12 protein-coding genes are annotated in these 13056 nt (G+C 34.6%); 5 read left to right on the top strand and 7 right to left on the bottom strand.

Annotation, left to right across the window (positions count from 1 at the left end):
* Window positions 1-93: 93 nt before the first annotated feature.
* Window positions 94-1119: a branched-chain amino acid aminotransferase gene (locus BLS22_RS10020; RefSeq protein WP_090553619.1), complete on the top strand. Its 1026-nt coding sequence runs from the start codon at window positions 94-96 to the stop codon at window positions 1117-1119.
* 72 nt (window positions 1120-1191) lie between these two features.
* Here BLS22_RS10020 and BLS22_RS10015 read toward each other — a convergent pair whose 3' ends face one another.
* Window positions 1192-2019, bottom strand: a complete 828-nt coding sequence (locus BLS22_RS10015; protein WP_090553618.1) for a DegV family protein — start codon at window positions 2017-2019, stop codon at window positions 1192-1194.
* A 181-nt stretch (window positions 2020-2200) separates the two neighbouring features.
* On the opposite strand from BLS22_RS10015, the gene BLS22_RS10010 reads away from it, so the two are divergent.
* Window positions 2201-3091 carry a CAP domain-containing protein gene (locus BLS22_RS10010; RefSeq protein ID WP_090553617.1) on the top strand — a complete coding sequence of 297 codons (891 nt, stop codon included), beginning with the start codon at window positions 2201-2203 and terminating at the stop codon, window positions 3089-3091.
* Window positions 3092-3395: 304 nt separating this feature from the next.
* Window positions 3396-4952 carry an ABC-F family ATP-binding cassette domain-containing protein gene (locus tag BLS22_RS10005; RefSeq protein ID WP_090553616.1) on the top strand — a complete coding sequence of 519 codons (1557 nt, stop codon included), beginning with the start codon at window positions 3396-3398 and terminating at the stop codon, window positions 4950-4952.
* Between the two features lie 78 nt (window positions 4953-5030).
* Here BLS22_RS10005 and BLS22_RS10000 read toward each other — a convergent pair whose 3' ends face one another.
* Together BLS22_RS10000 and BLS22_RS09995 are read right to left on the bottom strand one after the other, a co-directional pair.
* Window positions 5031-6107 carry an NAD(P)H-dependent flavin oxidoreductase gene (locus BLS22_RS10000; RefSeq protein ID WP_090553615.1) on the bottom strand — a complete coding sequence of 359 codons (1077 nt, stop codon included), beginning with the start codon at window positions 6105-6107 and terminating at the stop codon, window positions 5031-5033.
* A gap of 164 nt (window positions 6108-6271) precedes the next feature.
* Entirely contained in the window at window positions 6272-7423 is a 1152-nt protein-coding gene (locus BLS22_RS09995; protein ID WP_090553614.1) for a GGDEF domain-containing protein, read from the bottom strand.
* A 265-nt stretch (window positions 7424-7688) separates the two neighbouring features.
* Here BLS22_RS09995 and BLS22_RS09990 point away from each other — a divergent pair, with 265 nt between their 5' ends.
* On the top strand, window positions 7689-8192 hold the full coding sequence (locus BLS22_RS09990) for a flavin reductase family protein (protein ID WP_090553613.1): 504 nt from the start codon (window positions 7689-7691) through the stop codon (window positions 8190-8192).
* Between the two features lie 152 nt (window positions 8193-8344).
* Here BLS22_RS09990 and BLS22_RS09985 read toward each other — a convergent pair whose 3' ends face one another.
* The 3 genes from BLS22_RS09985 to BLS22_RS09975 form a co-directional block, all read right to left on the bottom strand.
* On the bottom strand, window positions 8345-8677 hold the full coding sequence (locus BLS22_RS09985) for a nucleotide pyrophosphohydrolase (protein ID WP_090553612.1): 333 nt from the start codon (window positions 8675-8677) through the stop codon (window positions 8345-8347).
* Window positions 8678-8917: 240 nt separating this feature from the next.
* Complete coding sequence (locus BLS22_RS09980) at window positions 8918-9361, bottom strand: YaiI/YqxD family protein (protein WP_090553611.1); 444 nt, start codon at window positions 9359-9361, stop codon at window positions 8918-8920.
* A 516-nt stretch (window positions 9362-9877) separates the two neighbouring features.
* Window positions 9878-10774: a LysR family transcriptional regulator gene (locus BLS22_RS09975; protein WP_090553610.1), complete on the bottom strand. Its 897-nt coding sequence runs from the start codon at window positions 10772-10774 to the stop codon at window positions 9878-9880.
* A gap of 122 nt (window positions 10775-10896) precedes the next feature.
* Here BLS22_RS09975 and BLS22_RS09970 point away from each other — a divergent pair, with 122 nt between their 5' ends.
* Window positions 10897-12087: a coenzyme F420-0:L-glutamate ligase gene (locus tag BLS22_RS09970; protein WP_090553609.1), complete on the top strand. Its 1191-nt coding sequence runs from the start codon at window positions 10897-10899 to the stop codon at window positions 12085-12087.
* 117 nt (window positions 12088-12204) lie between these two features.
* Here the strand turns inward: BLS22_RS09970 and BLS22_RS09965 are convergent, their stop codons facing one another.
* Complete coding sequence (locus BLS22_RS09965; RefSeq protein ID WP_090553608.1) at window positions 12205-13023, bottom strand: MerR family transcriptional regulator; 819 nt, start codon at window positions 13021-13023, stop codon at window positions 12205-12207.
* Window positions 13024-13056 lie beyond the last annotated feature (33 nt).

Below are 13056 nucleotides of genomic sequence, written 5' to 3'. Positions count from 1 at the left end.
AATTATAGATATGCAATAGTAAAAAAACACATACTAAATTTATGACCACGTTTCACCCTAATAAAAGTATGATTATTTACTAGGAGGGATTTTATGAGTAAACAAGTAAATATTGATTGGAACACGTTGGCTTTTAACTACATTAAAACCGATTATCGTTACATATCTAGATGGAAGGATGGCCAATGGGATGAAGGACAATTGGTAGAGGATAATAAGCTTAACATTAGTGAAGCTTCCACTGCCCTCCATTACGGCCAACAGTGCTTTGAAGGCCTAAAGGCTTATCGTACAAAGGATGGTTCTATTCAACTGTTCCGACCAGATGAAAATGCCAAACGTATGCAAAGAAGCTGTCAACGTATATTAATGCCAGAGGTTCCAGTAGAGAAGTTTGTTGATGCCTGCATTCAGGTGGTAAATGCAAATGAAGCCTATGTTCCTCCCTATGGCACAGGTGCCACCCTTTACCTAAGACCTTTTATGATTGGTGTTGGAGACAATGTAGGGGTAAAACCTGCTCCTGAGTATTTATTTGTGGTGTTTTGTGTTCCTGTAGGGCCTTACTTTAAAGGTGGTATGACGCCCGTAAACTTTACTATTTCAGAATATGATAGAGCCGCTCCCTATGGGACAGGTGCTGCAAAGGTCGGAGGAAATTATGCTGGAAGCTTATATCCTCACCAGTTAGCTGTTAAAAAGGGTTTTGCTGATTGCATTTACCTAGACCCAATGACCCATACAAAAATTGAAGAAGTGGGGGCAGCAAACTTCTTTGGTATTACAAAGGATGATAGGTTTGTAACACCCCAATCTCCATCTATCCTACCTAGTATAACCAAATACTCCTTAATGCATATTGCTAAAGACTATTTAGGTATGGTGGTGGAAGAGAGGGATGTTCTTGTAGATAAGCTAGATGAATTTAAGGAAGCTGGGGCCTGTGGAACTGCTGCTGTTATCACCCCTATAGGTGGCATAGAGTATAAAGGGAACCTTCATGTCTTCCATAGTGAAACTGAAGTGGGACCTGTTACCAAGAAGCTTTATAATACCCTTTATGGTATTCAATTTGGAGATGTAGATGCTCCTGAAGGATGGATTGTAAAGGTAAAATAGAAAAATAGAAATAGCGAAGGTGCTTCTTCGCTATTTCTATTTTTTGCAACTATATATTATGGGGAGATTAGATTAATACTTAAAACAAATACCTAAAGCTTTAGGACCTAGATGAGAACCAATAACTGGACCCAACTCTTCAATAGTAACCCTAGTCTTGGGAAAAGAACCTTCAACAATGGCTTTCAGTTCAAGGGCTTCTTCTAAAGCATAGATATGACAGATGCTAATAAGACTGGTTTCCTCTGGGATAGCTTCTATCATCTTTTCTAAAGCTTTTTTCTTGCCCCTCACCTTTGCAATTCCTTCTAATTTGCCATCCTTTAATGCAATAATCGGTCTGATATTCAGCAAAGAGCCTAAAAGAGCAGCGGTGCTAGTGAGTCGGCCCCCCTTTTTTAAGTAATCTAAGGTTCCAACCGTTAGGTAAATACCCATTTTCTTTTTTTGCATCTCTATTTCGGCTACGATTTCTTCCCTTGCCATATCTTTGTTGGTTAATTCAAGAGCTATTTCCACTAAAGCCTTCAGGTTTGCCGCTGTACTCTCGGAGTCTATAACGGATATTTTTGTTTCATCTACTAGAGTAGCAGCGGTGGAAGCACTGTTATAGGTTCCACTAAGCTTTGATGATATAGTAATTACAACAACCTCATACCCTTCATCTAAAGCCTTATTATAGGCAACTGAAAAAGCTCCTACTGAAGGCTGGGAGGTTTTAGGAAAATCTTGGGATTTGGCAAGACGTTGAAAGAACTCTTCAAAATCACCAGGAAAACCCTCATTTTCAGTTTTTCCCTCAAAATTAACAGACAAAGGTATGATTTCTATATTATGTTTACTGGCAAAGACTCTATCAATATAGGCAGTACTATCGGTTATTATTTTAACCTTTGACATAAAATACCCTCCTTTTAAAAATTACTATATAATTATAATACCAGGTACTAATATCTAATGTAAATATGTAATGTTGTTATTTTTTTAAAAAACCAAAAAATATTGATAACTCTTGTAAATTTACAAATACTATACTAGGGTTATTTCAAACAATCTTGTTAATAGATGGAGGTATAGTGTTATGAAAAGAAAACTTGCTGTTTTATTATTAATATGCTTATTATTGGTATCTTGTAGAAATTCTATGAATGGTAACTACGAAACAGAAGAATCTTCTATCTTTGGAATGGGGGACATTGAATACTGTAAAATCACTTCTGATACCGCTGACGTCAAAGCTGGACTAGGTATTGATTTTGAAACTATAACAATACTAAATAAAGATGATATCGTAAAAGTATTAAGTCAAGTGGGAGACAGGTATGTTGTCCAACTAGATAACAATCAAATAGGCAGTGTTGACGCCATAGATGCACAACCTATCGTTCGAGAGGATGCTGGTCAGCAATCTCAACAACCACCACAGCCAACAGAAGAGGATCGTCAAGAGCCGGGTGGTCAATGGCTAGAGGATGAACTGCAAACTGGAGAAACAACACCTACTCCCCAGCCTCCAGAAGGTGAGGAGGCTCCTAGCCCTCAACCTCAACCTCGGCCTGTAGCAGATTCTACTATCGAAGGTTTGACTTCCCAAGAAAATGAAATGCTAGGGTTAGTAAACAACGAGCGGGAAAGAAACAATCTTCCTGCCCTAGTTATAGATTTAGAACTAACAAGGGTAGCTCGTATTAAATCTCAAGATATGGAGGACAATAATTATTTTAGTCATTATTCTCCAACCTATGGCAGTCCTTTTGATATGATGGATAGCTTTGGTATTAAGTATCTACATGCTGGAGAAAATCTAGCCGGCAATCCATCTGTAGAAGATGCCCATGTAGCTTTGATGAATTCCAGTGGTCATAGGAAAAATATCCTTAGTCCTGATTTTACCCATATTGGTATAGGTGTAAAGCCTAGCAATAGATATGGTCTGCTTTTTACCCAAATGTTTATTAGCAAACCCCAATAACATTGTATTTCAATTAAGAAGGAAGAGTTTCAAAAAACAAGGTCATAAAGGGAAAAGGCCCACTGATTGACAATAATCAGTGGGCCTTTTCCCTTATTTTTTTCATAACATGTATATATCATTTATAATTTCTTGAAAATCCTTAGTCTAAAATCTTTTTCCATAAAAATATGCTTTCCAATCCTCCTGCTCTACTATATAATTTATTATGTATGTTTAATTTAGTCTAACTAAGAGTCCTATAAATGTTAAATAGATATAGCTCTAAATATTATGGAGCACTATTGAAGGAGAGGCGTATAAAATGAGTATTCTAACAGTAAAAAATTTGAGTCATGGATTTGGAGATCGCGCCATTTTTAATAATGTTTCTTTTCGCCTTTTAAATGGAGAACATATCGGTCTTGTGGGAGCCAATGGTGAAGGTAAGTCTACCTTTATGAACATTGTAACTGGCAAACTGGAGCCGGATGAAGGGCAAATAGAATGGGCCAAGCGGGTTCGAGTTGGTTATCTAGATCAGCACACCAGCCTTCAGCAGGGTATGACGATTCGAGATGTATTAAAAACTGCATTCCAGTATCTCTTTGATTTAGAAACAGAAATGAATCAAATATGTGATAGAATGGCAGAGGCTTCTCCAGAGGAGCTGGAGCAATTATTAGAGGATATGGGTACTATCCAAGATATTCTAACCAATAATGACTTCTATGTCATTGACGCCAAGGTAGAGGAAATTGGAAGGGGCTTAGGATTAGATGATGTTGGTTTAGATAAGGATGTTCAGGATCTGAGTGGAGGTCAGAGATCAAAGGTATTGTTGGCAAAGCTTCTGTTAGAAAAGCCCGATATTCTTTTATTAGATGAGCCTACTAATTATCTTGATGAACAGCACATTGAGTGGCTAAAACGTTATCTTCAGGAGTATGAAAATGCTTTTATTTTGATTTCCCATGATATTCCCTTTCTTAATAGTGTTATCAACTTGATTTATCATATGGAAAATCAAGAACTAAACCGCTATGTAGGAGATTATGATAGCTTTATGCAGGTTTATGAAGCAAAAAAACAACAGGTCGAGGCTGCTTATAAAAAGCAGCAGCAAGAAATTGCTGAGCTAAAGGACTTTGTTGCTAGAAATAAAGCCCGGGTGGCTACTAGAAATATGGCCATGTCCCGCCAAAAGAAGTTGGATAAAATTGAAGTAATTGAGTTGGCCCGAGAGAAGCCGAAGCCAGAATTTAACTTTCGGGAGGCTAGAGTCCCTGGTAAATTGATCTTTCAAACAAAGGACTTAGTTATCGGGTATGATCAGCCCCTTTCTAAACCTTTAAATCTTCGTATGGAGAGGGGACAAAGGATTGCCCTCGTAGGGGCCAATGGTTTAGGAAAAACTACGTTGTTAAAAAGTATTTTAGGGGAGATTAATCCTATTTCTGGTTCTGTAGAATTAGGGGATTACCTTCACATCGGTTATTTTCAACAAGAAATTAAGGAAGCAAACTATAAAACCTGCATTGATGAGGTTTGGCAGGATTTCCCGGCCTATAGCCAGTATGAGGTACGGGCGGCCTTGGCCAAATGTGGTCTAACCACTAAGCATATAGAAAGTAAAGTAGTTGTACTAAGTGGTGGAGAACAGGCTAAGGTGCGATTATGTAAGCTGATTAATAAAGAAACCAACATCCTAGTTTTAGATGAACCTACAAATCATCTAGATGTAGATGCTAAGGAAGAATTAAAACGGGCCCTTAACGCCTATAAGGGTACAATCCTCCTTATATGCCATGAGCCAGAATTTTATAGGGATGTAGTAACAGATGTGTGGAACTGTGAGACTTGGACTACAAAAATAGTATAAAATAATATTTTTTGAAGAAAAAACCTTTATGGCATTTAGGAAAATCCTATGTGCACATAAAGGTTTTTTTATCATGTTTTAACCTAATGCTGTTTCAGTTTCAGCCACCAGTTGAGCCATAAGCTGCTTTACAGTAGTTATCCTGTCAATGCGATAGGCATTTGTTCCACTAAACACTAGACCCTCTTCTACATTCCCTTGAACAGAATCAATTAGTGCTTTAGAAATACAATAGGGAGTGGTTTTAGGTTCACAAGGCTTTAAACAATTATAACACTTTTTAACAGGAACCCTCCCCTCCTTCAGCTTTGCTGTGAGATTGGTGTTAATAGCTCTCCCCGGCATACCTACAGGGCTTTTTACTAATTGGATATCTTCTTCCTTTGCTGCTATATAGGCTTCCTTAAATCTAATATCAGCATCACATTCCTCTGTAGCTACAAATCTAGTGCCCATTTGAACACCACTGACACCTAGCTTTATATACTTTGCTATATCTACACCGTCAAATATACCTCCAGCTGCCACAACAGGAATAGGTCTGTTATATTTTTCCTCGTAAGGCCTTAAGGCATCAATGACCTCTTGAACAATTTTATCCAATTGAGGTTTAGGATCAGCATTTAATTGGTCTTCTGAAAAACCTAGATGCCCTCCCGCCTCTGGTCCTTCCACGATAACTAAGTCTGGTATATATTTAAATCTTCGACTCCAAAGCTTTGTTATCAAAGCTGCTGCTTTACTAGAAGATACGATAGGAGCTATCTTTGTTTTTGTGCCCTTGATCATTTCTGGTAAATCTGTAGGTAGTCCTGCACCAGAAATAATTAAATCCACCTTCTCCTCTACTGCTGCCTGTACCATCTCTTTGTAGTTATTAATGGCTGCCAATAGATTTACTCCTATGATTCCCTTTGGGCTTAATTCCCTGGCCTTTCTTATATGTTTTCTAAGGGCCCTCTCATTGGCAGCATCATTATTGGATTCAAAATCAGGCTCTTGAAATCCAATTTGCACTCCTGATATAACACCAACTCCTCCTTCATTAGCTACAGCAGCAGCTAATTTAGATAAGGATACACCTACCCCCATAGCTCCCTGAATAATTGGAACCTGCGCAACTAATTCTCCTATTTGTAAAGGAGATAACTTCATAATATCGACTCCTTATTTGTTAATATTTTAAATTATTTACAAATTTAAGTATATAATTCTATTCCTTTTACGTCAATAGGTTCAAATCTGTAATAAATGGTATTTCTAGAATAAATGTGCCAACTCTTTTTAAAATTTTTACAGAAAATTTTTTTATGCTTATTTTAGAAAAGCGTTCCATAGGATACTGTATTTTTTCCCCTTTTTTTAGAAAAATATAATCCTTTATCCGCATGTTCAATAAGCTCTTTAACTGTCTCCCCGTCCTTAGGGTAACAGGCTATACCTATGGATACTGTAACCTTAGGATTAGTAATGGTTCCAATTTTTTCTTTGAAGCTCTCTGCAATCTGCTTTGTTTGATGAATATCAGTGTTTGGGAGAAGAATTATAAACTCATCCCCCCCATATCTGCCTACATAATCTGTTGTTCTTATGGTTTTTTTCACGATTTCAACTATTTTTTTGATGCACTCATCTCCAACTATATGACCATAAAAATCATTTACACATTTAAAATTATCTATATCAAACATCAATAAAGAAATAGGTTGTTTATCCAATGTAATAAGCTCTCCTAAAATATCCATAATGGTGTTTTTATTATAAGTCTCTGTCATAGCATCCCTATAGGCAGCATTCATCAAACGCTCCTGCTGAAGTTCCATGTGAAAAAGTTCTTTTTTTACTTCATAATGATAAGAGTTTTTTAATGCTTCTAGCTCCTTGATTTTTTTTCCTAAGTCTTTATAAGTCTTTTTATAAAAATAATGATAGAAGCTATAATAGAAAAGAAGTTTAAAACCCACGACAATAAAGCCTATAACATTGTGCTTTCCTATAGCTTGTAATAGATTGGATACTAAGAGCCACAAAAAAATGTAGTTGAAATTTCTTTCTTCTTTTTTGCCAAGGGTAGTACCCCCCATATATAGTAAAATGATAATACTTAGGATAATTTGCAGGGAAAAATTATGGTTTATAATTCCATCATAGCCATACTTTATGAGGATTCCTGTTAAAAAGATTAGTACAGCAAATAGACATGCTTTGGTGATACCTACATACTTCTGAAAGCTTTTAGTAGCAAAAACCACAAAAAACAATGTCATAAAAACCACTTCTATAAGGCTAATAATTTCTAAGGGAGGTATACCCTGTAAAAGGATACTAAATAAAATACATAGATAAGTAGACACCCCAAATATATAGCCTATTATTTGAGTCTGGGGTTTTCTAGAATAAAAAGTTAAAATAAATACAAACATAAGAAAAGAAAAACATAGCACAGTAAAATAGGATATATACTCAACCATGGGGTAGCAAGTTACCTCCTTTAATAAGCGTGAATGTTATTTGAATTTTTGTATATTTTTGAATTTTTTTACATTATCAGTATATCATTAACCTTATTTTATATCAATTATTTCCGTATTTCTTATTGACAGTTGCTATATCAGTCTCAACAACTCTTATAAATTTTTCCTCTGTTTTCTCCTTCAATTGTTATTTTAGCTCCTGTTTTCTTCTATTTTTTGTTATAATGATTATATTCATAAAATATTTAAGGGAGGGTATACCGTGTACAGAGAAATTCAGTTTACCGATCTTTCAAAGGATCTTTTAGAACAGCTTCAAAAAGGAGGCTTCTTAACGGTTAAATCTGGTGATGAGGTAAATACCATGACCATAGCCTGGGGCTCCTTAGGATTTATGTGGACAAAACCTGTGTTTATTGCAATGGTTCGATATTCAAGATATACATATAATCTTATAGAATCTTCAAAGAACTTTACTGTGAGCTTTCCTTTAAATGGTCAATTACAAAAAGAGTTAGGGATATGTGGTAGAAAATCCGGTAGGGACACAGATAAAATAAAGGAATGCGACCTTGCTTTGAGGGAAGGTTCTATTGAAGATACCGTTGTTATAGATGAATGTGATTTGCATCTTGAGTGTACCACCGTATATAAGCAAGGCATGGATGAAAGTGCTTTAGCCCCAGAAATTAGAGATAAATATTATGCTGATGGAGACTACCATGTATTATATTATGGAGAAATAGTTAAAATCTATACCAAATAACTATAAAAACTAAAAGCTCCTTTTATGCTAGAAGAATTGATTTTTCATTCTTACTAAAAAGGAGCTTTTACTTTTACTTTCACTTAATCTTACATTATTTTACATTGCCTAATCCTAAGACTTTTTTTATTTATCCATCTCTAGTAACATCACTATTTTTCTTTTCTAGTCCAACGATTGGCATCACGAGTATTAAATTTATTCATCATATCCTGAAAGGCCTTTTCCAAATCAATATTTAAAGAATTAGCAAAACAAAGTAAAATAAACAAACAGTCTGCTACTTCCATATCAATAGTATTTTCATCTTCATCCTCTCTTTTAGGCTTTTCTCCATAGTAATGATTGACCTCCCTAGCCAGTTCTCCAGCTTCCTCCGTTAATCTGGCCATCAAAGCTAAGGGGCTAAAATATCCCTCCTTGAATTGTGAGATATAGCCGTCCACCTGCTGTTGCATTTCCTTTAAGGTTATATCCTTCTTCATTTTCTCATCTTTCCTTTCTAAATATATATTGTATAGATATCGCTTCTTCTTATGTTAAAATTAGTAAAAATACATTTTCTAGCACTTATCGTTATATTTAACAGGGACACTGCCTTAATATTTTTATTATACCCCATAGGAAGAGGGCTACATAGTTGTATCCCTCTATAAATCAATATAAAGAAAAATAGATTTTATTTTCTAAGTTTATACTTATAGATAGATCTTTTTTTAGAAAAATTATTTCTTTAGTAGTGCTTCTACTAATTCCTTAAATTTATTTTCAAATTCAAGATTATCTTCCTTTTTTCTTTTAGGTGTTTTGGTATATTTTTTATGCTTTCTCCTCATTTCCTGACCAATATGTCTTTTCATTAATAATTCATCTATATTAGATTCAGTATAACACCATCCATTTTGATTGATGACTACAGCCTTCTTTGCTAGGGCCATTGCAGCCACACCATAATCCTGTGTTACTACCACATCCCCCTCTTTTGCGTTGTTAATAAGGACGATATCAGCTACATCCTTTCCTTGATCTACTGTTATGATTTTTGCATAGTCATCATGTAATTCATGACAAATATTTTTTATCATGACTACCTCTATGTTATATTGTTTTGCTATCCTAACAATTATTCCTTTTACAGGACATCCATCTGCATCAACTAATATTTTCATGTTTCCTCCTCAACTTATTTGCATAATTATAATTTATCAATAGGTTTGCTTTTAGCTTAATACTTTGATTTTTTATCCTTTTGTATAATAGTAAAATCTCTGCTTTAAAAGCTCCCTTTAGAATAAAGTCTTATTTTATATATAAAGCTATCATTTCTTTCGTAAGGAAAATATGTTTGTTCACAAAAACTTCTACCCCTTCAACTTCATAGACATTAAACCTATCTATATCCTCTGGTTTCCCCACCCTAACTGATGGCACTAGATAGGCGGCTCAGCAGGTCTCTTCCGTATTATAATCAATCGTAAAGCTTTTTTCACTTTCTCTTAATAAATGCTGTTCCAAATTTTCCCGTAAAACCATCTTCATATTTAATGCCCCTTTCTATAAAGCCCACAAAAATTTTTGCTCTTACAGCTTTAGTGGTGAATTTGTACATCCCTCTATTTGTCTTTAATCTATATTATTCTTTTAACAAAAAAATGTTTTGCTAATTCTTTAAGAACATCTTTTCTTTAACCAAGGGGAATGTCACCTTTTACAATCTCAATAAATTTTATTGATGAAGGTGACAGAGTTACACTTTTTAAAAAACAGAAGCCTATGCTTCTTCTAGGGATTTTTTCTGTTGTTTCCACTTCATATAGCATCCTATTTTTTAAATAGTCCTTTGAAAATTCTTTAATGACACAAGCTATACCTAGATTGATTTTTGCAAATTCCAACAGTAGATCATGGGAACCCAGTTCAATTTCTGGTGCAATTTTAATACCTTTAGATAGCATATACTTCTCCACATACTGCCTTGAATTAGACTTCGACTCAAGGATTATTAGAGGCAAGCTTACTAGCTCCTCAAGGCTTAAGGGTTTCTTAAGTGTATCTCTATACTTCTCTCCACAAACAAAAATATCATGAACATCTATACATTTTTTAATCTCTAAAGAACTATCTTTAATGGGCAGATTGCAAATTGCCATATCAATTTCTCCCGATTTCAACATAGCACAAAGCTCTAAAGTCGTTCGATTAATGATTTTCAGCTTAATATTTGGAGATTCATCATGGAATTTTTCTAGATAGGGTAATAAAAAATATCTTGAAATCGTATCCCCTACACCGATTTTCAATTCTCCCACCATTAGGTTTTGGGATTCCAAAAGCTTTTTTTCTCCTACCTTGATTAAATTAATGGCGGAGTTTATATGCTCAAACAGGAGCTGTCCTTGATTTGTAAGGATTACCCCCTTAGGCGTTCTTGTAAAGAGCCGTATATCCAACTCCCTTTCAAGCTGCATTATTGCTTGACTTACAGCTGGCTGTGTCATGTAAAGCTTTTTTGCTCCTTTAGAAAAGCTTTGGCACTTAGCCACTTCACAGAAAATTTTGTACAAATCTAATTTAACCTTCATATAAGCACTCCTTATATCTAATATTATACTTATTTATTTTACTTATACCATAAAAATAATGTATACTACAAGTATAAAATAAGTATTTCATTCAAAACCTATGAATTAAGGAGAGATGCTAAATGGAAAGAATAGTAGGAACCGTTGTTCGAGGACTTCGTACGCCAATTATTAATCAAGGAGATAGTATAGAGGAAATTGTTGTAAATACTGTTTTAAAAGCTTCTGAAATAGAAGGGTTTTCTATTCGTGATAAAGATGTTGTAGCAATTACTGAATCTGTAGTTGCCCGTGCCCAAGGAAACTATGCAAGTGTTGATGCTATTGCAAAGGATGTAGCCTCTAAGTTTGGGGAAGATACTATTGGGGTAATATTTCCTATCTTAAGCCGTAATCGTTTTGCTATTTGCCTTCGTGGTATTGCCCAGGGAGCTAAGAAAATTATTTTAATGCTTAGCTATCCATCGGATGAGGTAGGTAATCATTTAGTAGATCTGGATTTGCTTGATGAAAAAGGTGTTAATCCTTGGACCGATGTTTTAACAGAAAAGCAGTTCCGGGATCATTTTGGATATAGTAAGCATACTTTTACTGGCATTGATTATATAGATTATTATAAATCCTTAATTCAGGAATATGATGTTGAATGTGAAGTTATCTTCTCAAACAATCCAAAAACAATTTTAGATTATACCAAAAGCGTTCTTACTTGTGATATCCATACAAGATTGAGAACCAAGAGAATATTAAAGGAAAATGGCGGAAATAAAATTTATAGCCTTGATGATATTTTAGCTAAACCTATTGATGGTAGTGGTTACAATGAAGCCTATGGTTTGTTGGGTTCAAATAAGGCAACAGAAACGGATGTTAAACTTTTCCCGCAAAATTGCCAACCTATTGTTGATAGAATACAAAGTATGATTAAAGAGACCACTGGAAAGAATATTGAAGTTATGATTTATGGAGATGGAGCCTTCAAGGATCCTGTAGGTAAAATATGGGAGCTTGCTGACCCTGTTGTATCCCCAGCCTATACTTCAGGTCTTGAAGGTACCCCTAATGAAATTAAAATAAAATATCTTGCCGATAATAATTTTGCTGATTTGAAGGGTGCTGAGTTGAAGGAAGCAATTTCTAATTATATTAAAAACAAAGAGTCGGACCTTACAGGTGCTATGGAAGCCCAAGGTACTACCCCTAGAAGACTTACTGACCTTATTGGTTCTCTTTGTGACTTAACCTCAGGAAGTGGAGATAAAGGTACTCCAGTTGTATATATCCAAGGTTATTTTGATAACTATACAAAGTAGTACTTTACTAAAAGGCCGTCGTTTCTTATGGAGAGCTGTATCATAGGAAACGGCGGCTTGTTATTGTGACCTGATTTCTGCTGGTTTTTTATTTTGAAGTCTTATTATTTAGAATTACTACTTTTTAAGTTTAACAGGTATTTGAATTTCTGAGATGTATTCTTCTTCAGAATGAGAAAACCCATAATCTACTATGTTTTTTTCAATAGAATCACCATCTATTTCGTAACCATTTTCCTCTATCCATCTAATTAACTTTCTATAGTAATGCTCAATATTATTATAAGAACCGCAAAACACAATGCAAGCATAGTCCTTTTCCTGTAATACCTTGTGTTGAATGTTGGTATTTTCCTCCCTACATAATATCTCAATAAAGTAGTTAAATCGATGAAATTGTTCCTTTAAAATGTTTTCCTTTGATATGGAAGTATAGATTTGTCCCTCAGTAAGCCATGAAGATATTTTCAAATGATTCCCATGCTTTTTAAAGGAGTTTTTTATCTCATAATCATCCTCTATATTTTCGATATCAATAAAAACCCCCCACCTTTCCGGCAGGCGTTCGATTCTTATCTCATCGATATATTTGTCTACCCCTTCAATCAAATCAATTTTACTTGCTATTTTTCTCTTTAAATTCATGAGACAATTAATCTTCCTATCAATATCCGCTTCTTTATTTTTAAGCAGGGTTAATAAATGATCTGTATTTTGATTGTTAAAGTAATTTTTGATATCTTCTAGGGAAATTCCTAGTCCTTTTAAAAATAGTATCCTACTTAATATAAAAAACTTTTCAATACTATAATAACGATACCGATTAACTTCATCATAATCAGGCTTTAGTAAACCTATCCTATCATAATATCTTAAGGTATCCGTACTGATATCAAAAATTTTTGAAATTTCTCCTATTAAAAATTTTTCCTTCATAAAATATTAACTCACCCTTCAATCTTAATAATT

Source organism: Natronincola ferrireducens, assembly GCF_900100845.1.
Lineage (GTDB): Bacteria > Bacillota > Clostridia > Peptostreptococcales > Natronincolaceae > Natronincola_B > Natronincola_B ferrireducens.
Note: the sequence above shows the minus strand (reverse complement) of the source record. Positions and strands in the feature narration are given on the sequence as shown.